This window comes from Desulfoglaeba alkanexedens ALDC (assembly GCF_005377625.1).
Lineage (GTDB): Bacteria > Desulfobacterota > Syntrophobacteria > Syntrophobacterales > DSM-9756 > Desulfoglaeba > Desulfoglaeba alkanexedens.
Genome location: NZ_CP040098.1, coordinates 227,268 through 246,398, shown reverse-complemented (window position 1 = coordinate 246,398; position 19,131 = coordinate 227,268). Strand labels below are relative to the sequence as shown.

The 19,131-nt window shown below is 61.8% G+C and carries 18 protein-coding genes and 1 tRNA gene; 3 read left to right on the top strand and 16 right to left on the bottom strand.

The genetic code is table 11. The features are described from left to right. Positions 1 to 15 precede the first annotated feature (15 nt). Positions 16 to 1,086 carry a protein translocase subunit SecF gene (gene secF, locus FDQ92_RS01255; RefSeq protein ID WP_137422915.1) on the top strand — a complete coding sequence of 357 codons (1,071 nt, stop codon included), beginning with the start codon at positions 16 to 18 and terminating at the stop codon, positions 1,084 to 1,086. 33 nt (positions 1,087 to 1,119) lie between these two features. Here the strand turns inward: secF and FDQ92_RS01250 are convergent, their stop codons facing one another. From FDQ92_RS01250 to FDQ92_RS01185, 14 genes are all read right to left on the bottom strand, one after another. Continuing rightward, entirely contained in the window at positions 1,120 to 2,058 is a 939-nt protein-coding gene (locus FDQ92_RS01250; protein WP_137422914.1) for a universal stress protein, read from the bottom strand. Between the two features lie 23 nt (positions 2,059 to 2,081). After that, positions 2,082 to 2,864, bottom strand: coding sequence for an MBL fold metallo-hydrolase (locus FDQ92_RS01245; protein ID WP_137422913.1), 783 nt, complete (start codon positions 2,862 to 2,864; stop codon positions 2,082 to 2,084). Positions 2,865 to 3,089: 225 nt separating this feature from the next. Next, positions 3,090 to 4,340, bottom strand: coding sequence for a M16 family metallopeptidase (locus tag FDQ92_RS01240; protein ID WP_137422912.1), 1,251 nt, complete (start codon positions 4,338 to 4,340; stop codon positions 3,090 to 3,092). 7 nt (positions 4,341 to 4,347) lie between these two features. Continuing rightward, positions 4,348 to 6,450: a polyribonucleotide nucleotidyltransferase gene (gene pnp / locus FDQ92_RS01235; RefSeq protein WP_137422911.1), complete on the bottom strand. Its 2,103-nt coding sequence runs from the start codon at positions 6,448 to 6,450 to the stop codon at positions 4,348 to 4,350. Positions 6,451 to 6,683: 233 nt separating this feature from the next. Continuing rightward, complete coding sequence (rpsO, locus tag FDQ92_RS01230) at positions 6,684 to 6,953, bottom strand: 30S ribosomal protein S15 (protein ID WP_137422910.1); 270 nt, start codon at positions 6,951 to 6,953, stop codon at positions 6,684 to 6,686. A gap of 30 nt (positions 6,954 to 6,983) precedes the next feature. Continuing rightward, complete coding sequence (truB, locus tag FDQ92_RS01225) at positions 6,984 to 7,952, bottom strand: tRNA pseudouridine(55) synthase TruB (protein ID WP_137422909.1); 969 nt, start codon at positions 7,950 to 7,952, stop codon at positions 6,984 to 6,986. After that, a complete protein-coding gene (locus tag FDQ92_RS01220; RefSeq protein WP_137422908.1) occupies positions 7,945 to 8,931 on the bottom strand; it encodes a DHH family phosphoesterase in 987 nt (328 codons plus the stop codon). The genes truB and FDQ92_RS01220 overlap by 8 nt, the downstream gene beginning before the upstream one ends. Continuing rightward, positions 8,924 to 9,274 carry a 30S ribosome-binding factor RbfA gene (rbfA, locus tag FDQ92_RS01215; RefSeq protein WP_137422907.1) on the bottom strand — a complete coding sequence of 117 codons (351 nt, stop codon included), beginning with the start codon at positions 9,272 to 9,274 and terminating at the stop codon, positions 8,924 to 8,926. Before rbfA ends, FDQ92_RS01220 begins: the two co-directional genes overlap by 8 nt. A 50-nt stretch (positions 9,275 to 9,324) precedes the next feature. Further along, positions 9,325 to 9,612, bottom strand: coding sequence for a DUF503 domain-containing protein (locus FDQ92_RS01210; protein ID WP_137422906.1), 288 nt, complete (start codon positions 9,610 to 9,612; stop codon positions 9,325 to 9,327). A 25-nt stretch (positions 9,613 to 9,637) separates the two neighbouring features. Continuing rightward, positions 9,638 to 12,484 carry a translation initiation factor IF-2 gene (gene infB / locus FDQ92_RS01205; protein WP_137422905.1) on the bottom strand — a complete coding sequence of 949 codons (2,847 nt, stop codon included), beginning with the start codon at positions 12,482 to 12,484 and terminating at the stop codon, positions 9,638 to 9,640. 123 nt (positions 12,485 to 12,607) lie between these two features. Beyond that, complete coding sequence (locus FDQ92_RS16370; protein WP_170180123.1) at positions 12,608 to 12,859, bottom strand: YlxR family protein; 252 nt, start codon at positions 12,857 to 12,859, stop codon at positions 12,608 to 12,610. Positions 12,860 to 12,894: 35 nt separating this feature from the next. Further along, positions 12,895 to 14,295: a transcription termination factor NusA gene (gene nusA, locus FDQ92_RS01195; protein WP_137422903.1), complete on the bottom strand. Its 1,401-nt coding sequence runs from the start codon at positions 14,293 to 14,295 to the stop codon at positions 12,895 to 12,897. A 68-nt stretch (positions 14,296 to 14,363) separates the two neighbouring features. Further along, on the bottom strand, positions 14,364 to 14,870 hold the full coding sequence (locus FDQ92_RS01190) for a ribosome maturation factor RimP (RefSeq protein WP_137422902.1): 507 nt from the start codon (positions 14,868 to 14,870) through the stop codon (positions 14,364 to 14,366). Positions 14,871 to 15,168: 298 nt separating this feature from the next. Then, positions 15,169 to 15,244, bottom strand: a tRNA-Gly gene (locus tag FDQ92_RS01185). A gap of 632 nt (positions 15,245 to 15,876) precedes the next feature. On the opposite strand from FDQ92_RS01185, the gene FDQ92_RS01180 reads away from it, so the two are divergent. Together FDQ92_RS01180 and FDQ92_RS01175 are read left to right on the top strand one after the other, a co-directional pair. Continuing rightward, positions 15,877 to 16,299: an archease gene (locus tag FDQ92_RS01180; RefSeq protein ID WP_137422901.1), complete on the top strand. Its 423-nt coding sequence runs from the start codon at positions 15,877 to 15,879 to the stop codon at positions 16,297 to 16,299. A 35-nt stretch (positions 16,300 to 16,334) separates the two neighbouring features. Continuing rightward, complete coding sequence (locus FDQ92_RS01175; protein ID WP_137422900.1) at positions 16,335 to 17,792, top strand: RtcB family protein; 1,458 nt, start codon at positions 16,335 to 16,337, stop codon at positions 17,790 to 17,792. Positions 17,793 to 17,816: 24 nt separating this feature from the next. Here FDQ92_RS01175 and FDQ92_RS01170 read toward each other — a convergent pair whose 3' ends face one another. Beyond that, positions 17,817 to 18,287 carry a GreA/GreB family elongation factor gene (locus tag FDQ92_RS01170; protein WP_137422899.1) on the bottom strand — a complete coding sequence of 157 codons (471 nt, stop codon included), beginning with the start codon at positions 18,285 to 18,287 and terminating at the stop codon, positions 17,817 to 17,819. Positions 18,288 to 18,299: 12 nt separating this feature from the next. Then, complete coding sequence (locus FDQ92_RS01165) at positions 18,300 to 18,854, bottom strand: NUDIX domain-containing protein (RefSeq protein ID WP_137422898.1); 555 nt, start codon at positions 18,852 to 18,854, stop codon at positions 18,300 to 18,302. Between the last annotated feature and the right edge of the window lie 277 nt (positions 18,855 to 19,131).

Below are 19,131 nucleotides of genomic sequence, written 5' to 3'. Positions count from 1 at the left end.
AGAAAGGTTCAATACATGGAATTTATCAGGCCGGACATCAACATCAACTTCGTCGGCATGCGGTTCAAGGCGTTCGTCCTGTCATTGGTCCTGATCGTCCTGGGGCTGGGAACCCTTGCCTGGCGGGGCGGTCTGAAACTGGGCGTTGATTTTTCCGGTGGGACCGTTATCCAGGTCCAATTCCAAAAGCCGACCACACCGAGTGAAATCCGGGAAGCCCTCTCGGGACTGGGGATCGCTCAAGGGGCCATCCAGCGGGTGGGTTCCCGGGAAGACAACGAATACCTGATCCGGACAGAAGTGAGTTTCACGGGCCTCAAGAACGTTGGCGACGAAATCCAGGCCGAACTGGACAAGCATTTCGGGCCGGGGCAGAGCACCATCCGCTCCGTGGAAATGGTCGGGCCGAAAGTGGGTGAAGATTTGCGGGAGAAGGCGCTTCTCGCCATTTACTACGCCCTGCTTTTCATCGCGCTGTATATTTCGGGTCGCTTTGAGCTGAAATGGGGAACCAGCGGGGTCATGGCGGGAACGCTGGTGGCGGGCGTCTACCTGCTGGGGGCCGTGGGGGCGCCCATGAGTCTTCTCATCGCGGCGGCCCTGGTCCTGACGCTCGTCCTGTGCTGGGTGCTGAAGCTTCCCTTCGCCCTGGGCGCCGTGGTTTCTCTGGTTCACGATGTGCTCATCACCATTTCGGCGTTCGCGTTCACCGACAAGGAATTTTCCCTTACCATTGTAGCGGCGCTGCTCACCATCGTGGGCTACTCGCTGAACGACACCATCATCGTCTACGACCGCATCCGAGAAAACCTCAGAAAAACCGGCCGGCGCGGAGAACTGAAGGAAATCGTAAACACCAGCATCAACCAGACCCTCAGCCGCACCATCCTCACTTCGGGTACGACCCTTCTTGTGGTCTTGTGCCTGTTCGTCTTCGGAGGCAGCGTCATCCATGACTTCGCGTTCGCGCTGCTGGTGGGGATCGGCGTCGGCACCTATTCCTCGATCTTCGTGGCCAGTCCGCTTCTTATCCTTTATGAAGACTGGTCGGCCAAGCCCCGGCCGGCTACCAGGACCGCCGGGTAGGACCGGGCGAGCCCGCTCCCCTGCCCCTGCATCTCACTGGTTCACCCAGACCGCCATATCCTTGAAGTCCGTGAGGACCGTCTTGGTGATGGAACTTCTGAGGAAGTCCCAGGTGCCGTCCCGGCTTCCCGCGTGTCCCAGGACGGCGATGCCCGCCTTTTCCCGTTTGCAGTAATCGAGGATTTCGGAAGCCACCTTACCTTTGCTGAGTTGAATAGACCAGCGGGCCCTATCGGCGTCGAAGTCGGCGTCGTGAACGACCTTGAGGACCTGGTCGAAAAAGCCCTGGATCGCCCGGCCTTGTCCAGCGTGCCAGGACCGGAATGCGCTCGTGGTGTCGGTGAGGGGGCAGCGGATCGGGTGATTCACGGATCTAGAGAAGTGAACCAGTTCCAGGGTGACTTCCGTTTCCGCCAGCATGAAGGCGGCGTGGTCCACGGCCCTGAGGGATGCATCGTTTTCCTGAACGCAGATGACGGCCCGGGAGGGTTCCGGCTGCCCGTCCACGAACCAGATGGGACTCACGATACAGTGGTGAAGGAGCGCCGAATGGGGGTCTCCTTTCATGAATTCTTCCAGGCGGCTCCTGGTCTGCTTCTGCACAATGACGGCGTCCACCTTCTTGAAGTCGGCCAGGCGGCAGGCGTGGTGGGCGACGCTGAGTTCCTTTTCCTGGACGTGTTCGTGGATGACGTCTTCCGAAAAGCCTTCCCTGAGAAGCACCTTCTTGGCTTCTTCCAGGATTTCGCGGGCCTTCGCTTCCCGTTCCCGGAGCAGTTCCTTCTTTCGTGAAGCGATGGCCTCTGTCGCCGGTTTCTGCTGATAAACGGGCGAAAGGGGGGGAACCAGGTAGTGAAGGATGAGGCTGATGTGGTCCCGCTTGGGGTAGAGTCGGGTGAGGAAATGGATGGGCCGGAGCGACTCTTCCGTCTCGTTGATGGGAAGCAGCAACGCTTTTGGCAGAGGGTTCATGGGATTCTCCTTCTGTCAGGCGTTCATGGAAGTTCCGCTTCTTCGCTGACCTCATGCTGGGCGGCGACGATGAAACGGATGGGGCTCCATTGCGGGCCGGCCAGGTGAGATGCGACGCACCGGGCGACCAGGTCCGGACGGTTGTTGACTTCACTCAGATGAGCCAGGACCACCGTCCGAAGGGACGGATGATGCAGGGCCTCCAGCAGATGGCACGTGTCATCGTTGCTCAGGTGACCGTGCCGGCTTCGTATACGCTGCTTGAGGTGGAACGGGTAGGGGCCGTTCATGAGCAGTTGAGGGTCGTGGTTGGCCTCCACGATGAGCCCGTGGCACCCGGCGAGGCGGGTTTTCACCAGCTGTGTGGCGGTCCCCAGGTCGGTGCAGACCCCCAGCCGGGTTCCGTTGTGATCGACCACGAACCCAACCGGGTCGGCGGCGTCGTGGGATGTCGAAAAGGCATGGAAGGTCAGGTCGCCGATGGTGAAGGCCTGGCCGGGCTGAAAAAGCTGTATTTCCGCCAGAGTTCCCACGCTGTGCGGCAGGTGCTCCAGGGTTCCCCGGGTGAGGTAGACCGGAAGCCCGAACCGGCGGCTCAGAACCCCGACGCCCCGCACGTGATCCTGGTGTTCGTGCGTGACGACCAGAGCCTGGAGGGCCCCGGTGCGTGCGAAGGTCTTGTCCAGACGCCGGATCGTCTCCTTCCCGCTCAGTCCCGTGTCGACCAGTACCTGGGTCGTGGGGCTGGAAACCAAAACGGCGTTGCCCTTGGAACCGCTGGCAAGCAGCTGAAAAAGAAGCGGCATGGGACTCCCCGCGTCACGGCGAAGGGTTCATGGAATCGGCCAAGGGTCGTTGAGGCGCGGCACCTGCTATCTTCCCCTTCTCCTTGTTCCCAAGCTCCAGCTTGGAAACACAACTGTGCAGAAGCTCCAGCTTCGATTCCCATGAGGCCGTTCCTAAGCCAGAGCTTGGGAACGAGGGGAATTGCGTTGCCCCGAAGGGTTGATTCTGTGTTCTCGGACAGCCTCCTAGCCTACGAATGCTCGGATCTGGCTTTCGTGAGCCGGGCCGAGCAGAAGCAGCCCGATGCGGTTCGGGCGGAAGGCGCCGGCGAACCAGGAGCGCGCCTCTTCCGGAGTCACCTGGTCCACTAAGGCTTCCACTTCTTCCAGGGATACGTGGCGGCCGAAGGTGAATTCATTTTTCGCCAGCCGATTCATTCTGGAATCGGTGCTTTCCGCATTCAGGTACATGCTGCCCTTGAGGTACTCCTTAGCGGCGGCGAACTCGGCCTCCGAAATGGGTTCTTCGGCCAGTCGCACGAGTTCGTCCCGGATCACCTGGAGGGCCGGTTCCACCTGCTGCGGGGCGACTCCCGCGTAAATACCCAGCAATCCGGTGTCTTCGTGGCTGTTCGTGAAGGAGTAGACGGAGTAGGCGAGACCGCGCTTTTCGCGGACTTCCTGGAAGAGCCGGCTGCTCATGCTGGCGCCCAGGACCGTGTTGAGAAGGTGGCAGGCGAAGCGGGCGGGATGTGCCTGGGAACATCCGGGCATCCCCAGGCAGATGTGGACCTGTTCGAGGTCCTTTCGGAGGACCCGGTGGATCGGATGTTCGGTCGGCGGCAGGCGCCGGGAAGGTTCGGGGGTGCTGTTGAGGACCTCCAGGGACGGAGCCACCAGGTCGACAAAGGCGTGATGTTCGAGGTTGCCCGCTGCGGCGGCCACGATCTTTTCTGGGTGGAAGGTGCGGCGCATGTAGTGAAGGATGTCCCGGCGTCCGAGTCTGGAAACGGTGTCGGCGGATCCGTAGATGGGCCATCCCAGGGGATGATCCCGCCAGTACTCTTCTTGAAAGAGGATGTGGACGTGTTCGTCGGGGATGTCCTCGATCATGCTGATTTCCTGGAGGATCACCTGGCGTTCGCGTTCCACTTCCGCTTCAGAGATGACGGAGTTCAGAAAGATGTCGGTCAGGACATCCACGACCAGGGGGAGGTGGGTGTCCAGCACCTTGGCATGGAAGCACACGTTTTCCTTGGAAGTGAAGGCGTTGGAGAATCCTCCCACCGCGTCCAGTTCCTTGGCGATGTCCAGGGCGGTCCGGCGCGCGGTGCCCTTGAACAGCATGTGTTCGATAAAATGGGTGATCCCCCGTTCATGATCCTGTTCGTCCCGGGATCCGGCGTTGACCCAAATCCCGGTCGAGACCGAATGAAGGAAGGGAATCTTTTCGGTGATCACCCTGACGCCGTTGGCTAGAACCGTTTTCTCGACCAAACCGACCTCACGACTCCCGGGGTTGCTGCGGTTTTTCGATCACGGCTTTGCGACTGAGTCGGATGCGGCCTTCCCGGTCGATGTCGATGATCTTCACCAGCACCTCGTCGCCTTCCTTGACCACGTCGGTGACCTTGTGGACCCGCTTGTGGTCGAGCTGCGAGATGTGTATGAGGCCCTCGGTGTTGGGAAAGATCTCGGCGAACGCCCCGAAGTCGGTGACCTTGGTCACGCGGGCCAGGTAGACTTCGCCCACCGCGGGTTCCTGGGTGAGGTCCTTGATGCGCTTGATCGCTTTGTCGCACGCCGACTGGTCGGGGCTCATGATCACCACCCGGCCGGAATCGTCCACGTCGATCTTGGTGCCTGTTTCGGCCACGATGGCTCGAATCACCTTGCCGCCCGGTCCGATGATGTCGCGGATCTTGTCGGGGTTGATCTGGATGACCGTCATGCGCGGCGCGTAAGGGGACAGTTCGGCTCGCGGAGCGGGCATGGCCGCTTTCATCTTTTCCAGGATGTGGAGGCGGCCGGCGCGGGCCTGGTTGAGCGCCCGGGTCATGATGTTTCGGTCGATACCCGGGATTTTCACGTCCATCTGGAAGGCGGTGATGCCGCGTTCGTTTCCGGTGACCTTGAAGTCCATGTCTCCCAGGTGGTCTTCGTCGCCCAGGATATCGGAGAGGACGATGAACTGGTCGCTTTCCTTCACAAGCCCCATGGCGATCCCGGCCACCGGTTCGCGCACCGGGACGCCGGCGTCCATGAGGGCCAGGCTGGCGCCGCAGACGGTGGCCATGGAACTGGACCCGTTGGATTCCAGCACCTCGGAAACCACCCGGATGGTGTACGGAAAATCGCCGTTGGGCGGCAGTATGGCCTTCACGGCGCGCTCCGCCAGGGCGCCGTGGCCGATTTCCCGCCGTCCCGGGCCGCGAAGCGGCTTCACTTCACCCACGCTGTAGGGCGGGAAATTGTAGTGAAGCATGAATGACTTGAAGGTTTCGCCAGTGAGGGCTTCGATCTTCTGTTCATCGGAGGAAGAGCCCAGTGTGACAACCGCCAGCACCTGGGTTTCGCCCCGCCGGAAGAGGGCTGAACCGTGGGTTCGCGGAAGCAGTCCCACCTGGATGCTGATGGGGCGGACTTCGTCGAACCGGCGGCCGTCGATCCTTCGGCTGTCTCGGACCAGCATGCGCCGGACCGTTTCTTTTTCCAGGTCTTCGAGGATTCCCTCCATTTCCTTCTCCCGGTCGGGATAGGTGGTGGAAAGTTCCTGGACGACCTTTTTCTTGAGCTCCCGCTTGCGGTCCCGGCGGAGCAGCTTGTCGGGGGTGGTCATGACCTCGCGCATGGGATCGGCGGCCGCACTGCGGATCGCTTCCACAAGGGCCGGGTCGGGAGCGGTTTCCGGGATCTCCTGCTTGGCTGTGCCGGCCAGCCGCCGCAGTTCCTCCTGGGCGTCCAGGATGGGAAGGATGGCCTGGTGAGCTCGATCGATGGCTTCCACCAGGTCTTCTTCGGAGACGAAATCCGCTCCGCCTTCCACCATCACCACGGCGTCCCGGCTCCCGGCCACCACCACGTTCATGTCGCTGCGTTCCAGTTCCAGTTTGCTGGGATTGATGACGTACCGGCCGTCTACACGTCCCACGCGGACCGCCGCCACGGGCCCCTTGAAGGGGATGGCCGAAAGGTGCAGTGCAGCGGAAGCCGCGGAAAGGGCGACCACGTCGGGCTCGTTCACCTGGTCCACGGAAAGGACCGTGGCGATCACCTGGGTTTCATAGTTGAAGCCCTTGGGGAAAAGGGGCCGAATTGGACGGTCGATGAGCCGCGAAGTCAGAGTTTCCTTTTCGCTGGGGCGTCCGATTTCGCGCCGGAAAAAACCGCCGGGGATGCGTCCCGCGGCGTAACTCATCTCCTGGTATTCCACCATGAGGGGGACGAAATCGATGCCTTCGCGCACGCGGTCTTCCTGCACCGCGGCCACCAGCACCACGGTGTCGCCGTACCTGGCCAGAATGGATCCGCCGGCCTGACGTGCGACTTCACCGGTCTCCAGAACAAGCGGGCGTCCACCCACTTCAACCTGTACACTTGTCTTCATAGGGGTCCTGTTCTCCCTTGCCAATCGCGTTTGTAAAAATCATGGACGGCTGCAACACCGACTTCCGCCGGCGGCCGGGCAAAGCCCGGCCGGTTCCGGTTGAGCTTCCGTTCGGCGGGACCTGTGACCGCTTCCACAGGTCCCGGCCGCCGCCTTCTTGCCGAGGCTTCAAAACCGGGCGGCAGGCGGGCTGAACCGGCTGCGCGGATCGGTGTTCCCTGCGGGCCTTCCCGTCAGCGGCGCAGCCCCAGCCTCTCGATAACCGTCTGGTAGCGATGGATGTTTTTCTTCTTCAGATAGTTCAGCAACTGGCGGCGTTGCCCCACCAGCTTCAAAAGCCCCCTCCGCGAATGGTGATCTTTCTTGTGGGTCTTGAAATGCTCGGTCAGGTAACTGATGCGCTCGCTCAAAAGAGCGATCTGGACTTCCGGCGACCCTGTGTCCGTCGGGTGGGTCTTGAAAGTGTCGATGATTTCCTTTTTCCGCTCAGGGGTCAATACCACGGTGATTCCTCCTTGTCCTTCATTTTGTTTTCAAGAAAAGACCCGCAACTGACGTTTTCGGTCCGGTGCGGCAGGCCGCCAGAGAGCCAGGAGTCCGCCTTCGGGGCTCACCAAGCACACGGGGAGGTCCCCGGCCTCGGCGGCTTGCCGATGCTGTTCCTCCCAGACCGGATCCAGGATTCCCTGCCGGAGCCGTCTCCGCAGATGCTCATCTTCGACGATGATCCGGGGCAGGTGGTCCAAGGCGCGGTGGATGGGAATGAGGCGGGACTGCCACTGGGGCTGAGCCCTCCATGACTGGACCTCTTCCATGCTTACCGCTGCATCGAGGTGAAACGGGCCGCTGGCCAGTCGGGTCAGCCGGGTGACATGAGCGCCGCAGCCCAGCATGTTTCCGATATCTGCCGCAAGCCGGCGGACATAGGTTCCCTTTGAGCAGCGAAGGTCCAAAACAGCGAGCGGCCAGTGGTAATGGACGAGTTCCAGCCGGTGGATGGTGATGCGACGGCTGGGACGTTCCACGTCCACGCCGGAACGGGTCCACTCATAGAGCCTGCGTCCCCTGACCTTGACGGCCGCGTGCGCCGGCACTTCCTGCAGGATAGAACCCCGGAACCGTTCCAGGACCGCCGCGAAGTCTTCCCGGGCGACCGGTGCGCCCTGGTGGCGGCGGATCTCTTCGCCGGTGGGATCGTGGGTGTCCGTTTCCACGCCGAGTTGCATCTCGAAGCGGTAGACCTTGTCGTCGCCGGTTAGGAGATCCGCGATGCGGGTGGCCCGGTTCACGCACACCACCAGAAGCCCGGTGGCGAACGGGTCCAGTGTGCCGCAGTGCCCGGCCTTCCTGACCCGGAGCCACCGCCGAACCTTGTCGACCACCGTGTGGGAAGTCATGGAGGCGGGCTTGTCGATGAGCAGCACGCCGTCTTCGACGAGTGTTTGGTCCGCGGCGGTCGCTGGTTCCCCGGGGCTTGGAGGTGCAAGCGGTTCGTCAATCATCGGTCAGGCAACCCAGGGCTTCGCGAACAATGCGGGCCCTTACCGCATCCATGGAACCGTTCGTGCGAAAGGCGGCCGCGCGCCGGTGACCGCCGCCGCCGTGGGACTGGGCGAACGAGGCCACGTCGGCGTTCCCTTTGGACCTCAGGCTCACGTGAATCAGCCCGTTTTCTTCTTCCTTGAAGAGGATGGCGATCTGAACCGGCTTCACCGCGCGCAGGTGGTTGATGAACCCTTCGCTGTCCGAACGGGTGCCGCCGGTCCTTTCCAGCATGCTTCGGGTCAGTTCCGCCGCGGCCAACCGTTCGCCGGCGTGGAACTCAACCGTGTTCAGGACTTCGGCCAAAAGGCGAAGCCCCTGAGGCGATGCCGACTCGTACACCTCGGCGGCTATCCGTGCCGGATCGGCGCCGGCCGCCACAAGCCGAGCGGCGATCTCCAGCACCTTCTGGTTCGTGTTGGAAAACCGAAAACCGCCCGTGTCCGTCATGAGCCCCATGTAGAGCTGAGACGCCAACGTCTCGTCGAGCTTGATCCCCAGTCCGAGGCTCAGTTCGTAAAGCATCTCGCAGGTGCTGCTGGCCGTCTCTTCCACCCAGGAAAAGGTGCCGAACGGCCGGCGGCTCACATGGTGGTCGATGTTGATGACCACCGGTACGTGAGCGAAGGCTTCGGCCAGGGGCGGGCCCACCCGCGAGAACTCCCCGCAGTCCACCAGCACCACCGCTTCGTATCGCCCGGGATCGTCGGGTCCGCGACGGACCCTGGATGTACCGGGTAGAAAGTCGTGGCCCGGGGGAAACGGATCTTGGCAGTAGGGATGCGCTTCCTTTCCCAGCCGGTCCAATAGGGTGGTCATGGCCAGCACGGATCCCACCGCGTCCCCGTCCGGATGCTCGTGGGTCACCACGGCGAAACGCCGGTACCGCCGAAGCGCCTCGCAGATAGCTTCCATCCCGGTCGAAGAGGTGTCATTCATCGTGTCGCAACTCGCGAAGAAGGTGATCGATTTTTTCACTGTATTCGAAAGAGGTATCGTAGTGAAACACCAGTTCCGGTGTGTAGCGCAGGTGAACCCTGAGTCCCACTTCCCTGCGGATGAAACCCTTCGCCCGTTCCAGAGCGTCCGCAACGGGAGCCTTTTCCTCGTCGGTTCCCACGAAACAGTAGTAAACCCGAGCCATGCGCAGGTCGGGCGTCACGTCCACCCCGGTGATGGTCACCCTGGCCAGTCGGGGATCCCGGACCCGCCGGTACAGCAGTTCGGCGATGACCCGCTGCAGGAGATCCGCGACCCTCTGGGAACGCTTGTATTCCGCCATGCGCTTCACACTCCCGATCCCTCCAACCGCCGTCTTTGCGGCCGGAAGAATCATAGCCGGATGAGTTCGATCTGGTGGTCCGCCAGGTCCGCCAGGCCCAGCGAATCCAGGTATTCGATGATGCGGTCGAGGATGGAATTGACCAGCCTGGAATCGCTTCCGACCACGGCCACGGCCACCGTCGTTCGCTGGTGGAGGTCTTGGTGGTCCACTTCGGCCACCGAGACGTTGAAACGGTGGCGGCACTTTTCGATCAGGCTCTTGACCACCTTTCGCTTGCCCTTGAGCGATTGATTCCCGTGAAGGATGAAAGTAACGCGCGCCACACCCACCGTCATGCCCCTCGATGCCTCCCCCCGCCCGTCACCGGCTGTTCTGTTCGGAGGAACCGGGTTCCAGGGTCGGCTTGATTTCCACCATCTCGTAGGCCTCCAGGATGTCGCCGGACTTGATGTCGTTGAAATTGTCCACGGTCAGGCCGCACTCGAAGCCCGACTTCACTTCCTTCACGTCGTCCTTGAAGCGCTTCAGCGAGGCGATCTTGCCGTCGTAGACCACGACGCCGTCGCGGACCACGCGGACCTTGGCATTGCGTTCCACCTTGCCGCTCACTACGTAACATCCGGCGATGGTGCCCACCTTGGAAACGTGGAATGTCTGGCGGACTTCCGCCCGCCCTATGACGTTTTCTTCGAAGGTGGGCTCGAGCATGCCCACCATGGCGTCCCTGATGTCGTTCAGGATCTGGTAGATGACGTCGTAGTAACGGATGTCCACGCTCTCCTGTTCGGCCAGTTCCAGGGCATTGACGTCCGCTCGGACGTTGAACCCGATCACGATGGCGTTGGAAGCCGAGGCCAGCATGACGTCGCTTTCGGATATGGCGCCTGTGCCGCTGTGGAGCAGGTTCACCTTGACGTCCGGCGTCGAGAGCTTTTCCAGAGAATCGGCGATGGCTTCCAGCGACCCCTGCACGTCGGTCTTCAGGATGACGTTGACTTCCTTGATCTGGCCTTCCTTGATCTGTTCGTAGAGCTTCTCCAGGGTGACCTTGGTGGTGCGGGTCAGTTCCTTTTCGCGCTGCTTCACCTGGCGATGTTCGGCCACCGCTTTGGCCTGTTTTTCATCGGCGAGCACCACGAAGTCGTCCCCAGCGTTGGGCACGCCGGAAAGCCCGACCACTTCCACCGGCCAGGCGGGGCCAGCAACGGTGATCCGCTGGCCGCGGTCGTTGAACATGCTGCGGACACGGCCGGAATACGTCCCACACACGTAGACGTCTCCTTCCCGGAGCGTGCCTTCCTGGACGAGCACGGTGGCCACCGGGCCGCGGCCCTTGTCCAGCTTGGCTTCGATCACGTGGCCTCTGGCCGGCTTGTCGGGGTTGGCCTTTAGTTCCATCAGTTCGGCCTGGAGCAGAACCATTTCCAGGAGGTCGTCGATACCGATGCCCTTTTTGGCCGATATTTCGACCATGGTCACGTCGCCGCCCCATTCTTCCGGTATCAAACCGTGGTCGGCCAGTTCCCGCTTTACCCGTTCCACGTTGGCGTCGGGTTTGTCGATCTTGTTGATGGCGACGATGATGGGAACCCCCGCGGCCTTCGAATGGTTGATGGCTTCCACCGTCTGCTGCATCACGCCGTCGTCGGCCGCCACCACGAGGATCACGATGTCGGTCACCTCGGCGCCGCGGGCCCGCATGGCGGTGAACGCCTCGTGGCCGGGGGTATCGAGGAACACCACGTCGCCGGTATCGAGCTGCACGTAGTAGGCGCCGATGTGCTGGGTGATGCCTCCCGCTTCACCGGCGATCACGTTGCTGTGGCGGATGGCGTCGAGCAGTGAGGTCTTGCCGTGGTCCACGTGTCCCATGACGGTGACCACCGGCGGGCGGGGCCGGAGATCTTCGGGGTGGTCTTGCTGAACCTGCAACACTTCCTCCTCTTCGAAGCCCGCTCTTTCCACTTCGTAGCCGAATTCGGACGCCAGCAGGGCGGAAGTGTCGAAGTCCAGGGCCTGGTTGATGTTGGCGGGGAGCCCGAGCAGCAGCAGCTTCTTGATGACTTCGGTGGCCTTGACCCCCATCTGCTTGGCCAGGTTGGCCACGGTGATCGCTTCATCGATCTTGACGCGCCGCTTGGCGGCCTTGGGGACCGTGACCACCTGCTTGTGCGGTTCTCGGCCTTCGGCCCTGCGGTCCTTCACCCTGCCGCGTTCGGCCTGAGCGGCCAGTTCCTTCTTGGTATAGAGGTTTTCGCGGCCGACGACTTCCTTCCGCGGCTTGCGCACCTTGTGATCGGCGATTTCCCTGGCGTCCGGCTCTTTCACGCGCTTCTTGCGCAGGGATTCGCGGGACACCTGTTCGTCGGGCTTGAGCCGCGCGATGGGTGCCGGGATGTCCACCTCCTCAGCGGGTTCTTCCGGCACGATGTCCGGAAGTCGAATGATCCGGGCCGGCTCCTCCTTGCGCTTCTTACGCCGGCGCCGTTTGGCCTTCTTGGGCTTGGAAGCGTCTTCTTCTTCCTCCTCCTCTTCGCCTTCGGCGGTTACTTCGCCTTCGGCAGTCACCGCCGCGGGAACCTCGGCCGCTTCGCCTTCAGCTGCGGCCTCCGTTTCTTCGAAGGTCTCTTCGGGGGCCTCTTCGGCGACTTCCTCGGATGCCTCGGCTTCCACCGGTTCGGCGCCGGGTTCAGAAGCGGGCGCCGGCGCTTCCAAGAGCGTCGCTGCTTCCACTTCTTCCGAAGGCGGTTCCACGGCGGGGGTTTCCGTCACCGCCTTCGCTTGGATTTCCGTTTCCACCGCGCCGTCGGGTTCCACAGCAACGACTTCGACGGGGGCTTCGGGCGGACCGACGGCCTCGGATACCTCTCCGGTCACTTCAACCGCGGCGGGGGCTTCCGATGCGGGAACTTCGGCCGCGGCGCCCACCACCTCCTCAACCTGTTCCGCCTCAGCCGGGGCTTCCGCGGGAAATTCCTCAAGAGTCGTCGTCCGCCGGCGGCGGATGACGCCCCGGGCCACCCGGGTCTTTTCCACGCGCTCGACGGTCGCTTCCTCGAAATGTTCCCGGATTCTTTCCACAGACGAGTCGGTCAAGGTGCTCATATGGTTTTTGACCGGAATCCCAAGCTTCATAATCCGGTCTATCAGTTCCTTGGTGTTCACATTGAGCTCTTTGGCCAGCTCGTGCACCCTCATCCGCGCCATGAATATCCCCCTTTTGAGACGGCACTGCAACGTGCCGCGTCAGGCGCAAGGCACCCCCGGTAGCGTCGGCACGACAGCCTGAAACCCAAAGGCAAGCGGCCAGTGCCTCCCGCCCGTCTTTCTTTAGGCTCGTGTTGCGATCGAATCGTTTGCGTCTCCCCTCAGCAATGCGTCCAGCGAAGAATGAAATCCTTGCGCCCGTTGACGAAAGGCCCGTTGAATCCGCCTGTCGAAGCGCAGTTCGGGCAGACAGGAAGGGCAGGTGTAAGCGCCTCGTCCCGGCGCCCGCTGCCCAGGGTCTACGGTCACCAGCCCGCCGGAATCCAGGGCGAGCCGAATGAGGGCCGTCTTGGGCCGTCGGGTGCGGCAAATCACGCAGGTCCTTTCGGGTCGATGTCCCCGTCGCACCCTCACCGTCCTCCGGTGGTTTCGCCGGGTGCGGGAAGAACCTCGGGAACCTCCGGCTCCCGGGCGGCTTCCACCACCGATTCCGGCGCCGGTTCTTCCTCGGCGGCCGGGGTTTCGGCGGACGCGGCCGGTGGTTCCGCTTCGGCTTCACCTTCTTCCAGGCCGTAGCCCTCTTCAAGGAGCCTTCGAGCCTCTTCCTGCATGCTTTCCAGGCTTTCCGGCGCCAGCTTGGTGAGTCCCTGGAGTTCTTCCAAGGGAGCTTCCGCGAATTCGTCCAGTGACGTGATGCCGGCTTCGTAGAGCCGATCGGCCAGTTCTTCGCTGAGTCCGCTGATCTGCAGCAGGGACTGGTAGTCGGCGTGTTTCTGTCTTTCGTAGCGCGATTCGCTCTTGACGTCGATGTGCCAATTGGTGATCCGCGAAGCCAGGCGCACGTTCTGGCCCCGCCGGCCGATGGCGAGCGACAGCTGGTCGTCGGGGACGATCACTTCCATGTTCTTGTTGGCCTGGTCGATGATCACCTTGGTGATGATGGCCGGCGCCAGAGCGTTCACCACGAACTTCGCCGGATCCATGTTCCAGGGCACGATGTCGATCTTTTCTCCCCTCAGTTCCTGCACCACGCTCTGAACCCGCGCTCCCTTCATGCCCACGCAGGCTCCCACCGGGTCCACGTCGGACTCCTTGGACACCACGGCGATCTTGGCGCGTGAACCCGGCTCCCGGGCCGCGCTGATGATGCTCACGATGCCCTCGGCGATCTCAGGCACCTCCATGCGGAAAAGTTGAATGAGAAAATCCGGATGGGTGCGGCTCAACACGATCTGCGGCCCCTTGCTGATCTTTTTGACATCGAGGATGTAGGCCCGGATACGGTCCCCCTGGCGGTAAACTTCCCGGGGGATCTGTTCCTTGGGCGGTAGGACGGCTTCCGCGCGTCCCAGATTCACGATGATGCCCGAACGATCCACACGCTGCACGATGCCGTTCACGATTTCCCGGCGCCGGTCCTTGAACTCTTCGTAGACCGCCTCGCGCTCGGCGTCCTTCATCTTCTGGATGATCACCTGCTTGGCGGACTGAGCGGCGATCCGCCCCAGTGTGTCCGTGTCCATGCGAATGCCCAACTCGTCGCCGATCTGCGCCTCGGGATCCAGTTCCCGGGCGTCATCGAGGCCGATCTGGATTTCGGGGTCTTCCACCTGGTCCACCACTTCCTTGAAGATGAACGCCTCCATCTCGCCGAATTCCTCGTTGAAGGCGACCTCGATGTCCGTCTTGGACCCGTAACGTTTCTTGACGGCCGACTTGACCGCCTCTTCAAGGGTCTGAGTCAAGGTCTGGCGGTCGATCCCCTTTTCCCGACTGACCTGATCGATCAACCGCTTCAGTTCGCTCACCATAGTCTTCTTTCTCCTCGTCTCAAAACGCTGTCCCCGGCGCGATGTTCAAACCCCTGGATGCCGCGAGGTCATGATCGTTTTTCTTGAGATTCAAAGTAACAAAGTCTGGCTCGCTCGACGAGGTCGAAGGCGATGCGAAAGGGCTGGCCGTCGCATTCCACCGTGAAGTCGTCTTCGCCCACGGACGTGAGCAGGCCCTTGAAGTTACGGCGCCTCCCGAGAGGTTCGACCGTTCGGACCTGGACCACGTTGCCCACCTGTTCCACGAAATGCTCGCGTCGCCTCAGCGGCCGGTTCAGTCCCGGAGAAGAAACTTCAAGGTGATACGCAGCGGGGATGGGGTCGGCTACATCCAGCAGGTCCCCCACCACCTGGCTGATCCGCGCGCAGTCGTCCACCGTGACGCCGTCTTCCCGGTCGATGAAGAAGCGAAGAACCCAGCCTTTGGGTTCACGCCGGTATTCCACTTCGATCAGCCGCAACCCTTCGGCTTGAATCACAGGCTGGACGAGCGCCCAGATGTCCTGGACCCGTTGCCTGGCTTTGTCTTCCGCCGCCCTGTCTCGTGGTTCCATGGCTCGTTCGGCCGTCCGATCCTTTCCGCCCGATCGCCTGATTTATCCAATGTTTCCGCCGTACAACCCGGTTCGAGGCGAAAACAAAAAAAAAAGCGGGCTATGCCCACTTCCATTGGCAGACGATTCGTCAACGTGATCCCGATTCCCGGATATGGATCCGAGAGTCTTTAAAGCGAGTTCAAGTTCAACATCGTCATCCACGAGTCGAAGCCGGCCTGCATTGAGACCTGCAACTACAGCCGCCTCAACAGGGGAAGCCTTCCGCCTTTGGAAGGGTGAGCCGTCATCCTTCAAATGGAGCGGGCAACGGGATTCGAACCCGCGACCCCAAGCTTGGGAAGCTTGTGCTCTACCAGCTGAGCTATACCCGCCCGTTCAAAGTAGTCGCATTCTAAAGAGCACCCCCGGGCAAGTCAAGCCGAATCTGGCCGTCCGCCTTTCTTCGCACCTCTGTTTGCGTGTGAAAGAGCCGTGCTTTCGGTTCCATGCAGCATCGTCCCTGACCGCGACGCAAATCACGTGCAGGAGCGGCCTTGGCCGCTCAAACCATGTGTAGGAGCGGCCTTGGCCGCGACTGGGGTGGCCGGCAGGCCGACTACTATAAAGAGAGCCCCGTGTAGGGCGGGCTCCTTTGTCTCTGCGGCTGGGGCGGATTGAGCGCTGCTTTTTATAACATATAGAGATGACTGGCGCCGCCTGGATGAACGAGGTGAAGGTGATCTGGAGCTTGGGAACAAGGTGGAATTTTATTTCCCCTCCCCTTGTGGGAGGGGATTAAGGGGAGGGGGAGAGGGGGATTTTTTGACTTTCCCCTCGTTCCAAAGCACTGGCTTGGGAACGGCCTCATGGGAACCGAAGCTGGAGCTTCTGCACAGTTGTGTTCCCAAGCTGGAGCTTGGGAACAAGCTAAAATCTGCAATGCCGCATGGAGCGCCACCTTTTATGATATGCTATTAGTAAAAATAGGGTCGGCGCCGCCTGGATGAACGAGGGGGAGGTTTCCATGGAAACTCCGTTATACGAATGGATCGATCATACGGCCGACGTGGGTTTCCGGGTGACCGGCAAAACGCTCGACGAACTGTTCCAACGCGCCGGAGCCGCCTTCACGGACCTCATGGTGGACCTTTCGGACGTGAACCCCGTCGAAGAACGGTCCCTCCGACTTGAAGGAGACTCCCTCGACGAACTGCTGGTCGCCTGGCTGTCGGAACTCCTCTACCTTTTCGAAACCGAAGGGCTGCTTTTTTCCAAATTTCGCGTGACCGTCGGCCCCGGCGTTTCGCTGAAGGCGACTCTGCGCGGCGAGCGGCTGGACCCGGAGCGGCACCGGTGGAAGCTTGCCGTCAAGGCCGTCACGTACCACCAGGCGGAAGTGGCGCCCATCAACGGAGGGTGGCGCGCTCAGGTCATTTTGGATATCTGAGCCGACGAACCTTCGAAGCGGCCAAGGAGTCTGTCATGGAAAGGAAGAACGTCATCGATATCGAACGCGTGGACGCTTACCGCTGGCGCCTGAAGCGGCACGGCGCCATGCGCACGGACGGACTGGTGTTTGCCAGCGCCGGGATGTTCGAATCCATTCGGAAAGAAGAAAGCCTCCAGCAGGTGGCCAACGTGGCCTGCCTTCCCGGAATCGTGGGGCCTTCCATGGCCATGCCGGACATCCACTGGGGTTACGGATTTCCCATCGGGGGCGTTGCGGCCTTCGATATGGACGAAGGGATCGTCTCTCCGGGCGGCGTCGGCTACGACATCAACTGCGGGGTGCGGCTCATGACGAGCCGGTTGTCGCGGAGCGAACTGGGCGATGAGCGGATCAAGGACCTGGTGAACACCCTTTTTCAGAACATTCCTTCCGGGGTGGGGTCTTCCCGCAAAGATCTGAAGCTGAGTCCGGCCGAACTCAAAAAGGTCCTCCGGGACGGCGCCGGGTGGGCCTTGTCGCAGGGGTTCGGGACGCCGGCGGACCTGGAGCGGATCGAAGAAGGGGGCACGATTCCCTGGGCGGACCCGGAAAAGGTTTCCGAAAAGGCCCTGGAACGAGGCAGGTCCCAGCTGGGGACGCTGGGTTCCGGGAACCACTTCGTGGAAGTGGGGATGGTGGAAGAGATCTTCGACACCGAGGTGGCCCGGGTTTTCGGACTGTTCGAAGGACAGGTCACCGTTTTCGTTCATACGGGGTCCCGCGGCCTGGGCCACCAGGTGTGCGACGATTTCATCCGGCTGCTCCTCAAGAGCACCAAGAAGTACGGGATCGAACTTCCCGACAAGCAGTTGTGCTGCGCCCCCGTGGAATCCGCCGAAGGACGCGACTACATCGCCGCCATGGGCGCCGCCGCCAACTTCGCCTTCGCGAACCGGCAGCTGATCACCCACTGGGTGCGGGAGAGCTTTGAATCCTTTTTCGGACTTTCTGCGGAACGGCTGGGGCTTTCGGTCCTTTACGACGTCTGCCACAACATGGCCAAGATCGAGACGCACCGTTTCGAAGGCCGGGAACGCAAACTGTGCGTGCACCGAAAAGGGGCCACCCGGGCTTTCGCCGCCGGACTCCCGCAGGTTCCCGAAATCTACCGCCAGGTGGGCCAGCCCGTGCTCATCCCCGGAGACATGGGCCGCTGCAGCTACGTGCTCGTGGGAACCCCGGGCGCCATGGAAGAGACCTTCGGGAGCACCTGCCATGGAGCCGGAAGAGTCCTCAGTCGCCACCAGGCCCTAAAGGCCGCCCAGGGGCGTTCCATCGCTCGGGAGCTGGAGTCTCACGGGATCTATGTGCGCGGTGCCACCCGGGCCACCCTGGACGAAGAGATGCCGGAAGCCTACAAGGATGTGAGCGACGTGGTGGAGGTGGTCCATCAGGCCGGAATCAGCCGGAAAGTGGCGCGGCTCAAACCTCTGGGAGTCATGAAAGGCTGATGCGTTCGGCGTCCGGACGTCGGATCAGAGCTGGATGGACAGGACGCGATAGATCCGGGTGCCGGAAGGGGTGTCGACTGTCACTTCGTCGCCTTCGAAGCAGCCCATGATGCCTCGGCCCACGGGGGATTCCACGGAGAGTTTTCCCATGGCCACGTCGGATTCGTAGGGCCCCACCAGTTGGTAGCCACTGGTTTCCCCCGTGTCGAGGTTCTGGATCACGGCCCAGGTTCCGAACCCCACCTGCTTGCGGAAGAACTTGCGCCCCACCACCACTTCGCAGTGGGCGAGCTTCTCTTCCAGGTCCTGGATCTTCCGGAGGATCTGCAGGTGGCGTTCGCGGGCCGTGAGATATTGCTGGTTGTCGATTTTTACGCCGAAGGAACGGGCTTCCTGGAGTTCCTCGAGGACCTGGGGTCGAACCACGCGGCGGAGGTGGGTGAGCTGAGCTTCCAGCTGATCGAATCCGTTTCGAGTGATAGGGATCTTTTCCATGGCCGTGACTCGTCATGTGAAAAACGAGGCCGGGATTTCTCCGCGTTTCATCCGTTCGTTGAAAAGGAAAATTCCGAGAACTGTCTTTCCGTCGGAAATGGTGCCGTCCACAATCCAGTCCATGGCCTGCGCGAGCGGGACGGTTTCGACATGGGAGATTTCGTCCACGTCCAGGGTCCCGGGGTGAGCGTCCAGCCCGGAGGCCGCGAAAATTTCGATCACTTCGTCCGAATAACCGATGGCCGGGTGGTAGCGGAAGAGCGAAATCAGCCGCGACGCCCGGTAGCCCGTCTCCTCCAGCAGTTCCCGGTGAGCGCACGTTTCCAGTCCTTCTTCGGGGTCGACCTTTCCCGCCGGAATTTCCAAGGTCGCGCGCCCGACCGCGTACCGCCATTGCCTCACCATGAGGATCCTTTCGGCGTCGATAAAGGGGAGCACGGCGGCGGCTTCGGGATGTTCGATCCGGATGCGCTCCGTGGTCTTGCCGGTGCGCAGGCGCACGGCGTCCAGGTGAGCACTGAAGTGGTTGGCGTGGATGCTGGCCAGGGTGCGAAGTTTCGTTTCCATAAAGTGAGCGCCTCTTCCACGGGAACGGGGATCCGCCGAAACGTTCGAACGGCAAAGGGAATAAAGCACGTTTCCGCTGTGAGATCAAGGACGGCGGCGACCGGAACCGGGTTGCGGCTCGGAAGTCGTGGAACGCACTCCCCATCGCGGCGCGATCCGTGAAGCCTTTTCTGCGCTGTGCGTCAATGAATGGAGTTCAGAGAAATGTCCACGAAGACAGCAGACTTCGTGAATCTTTTCATTGACAGCGGCGGAAAGTGAGCTATACTCCCGCCGA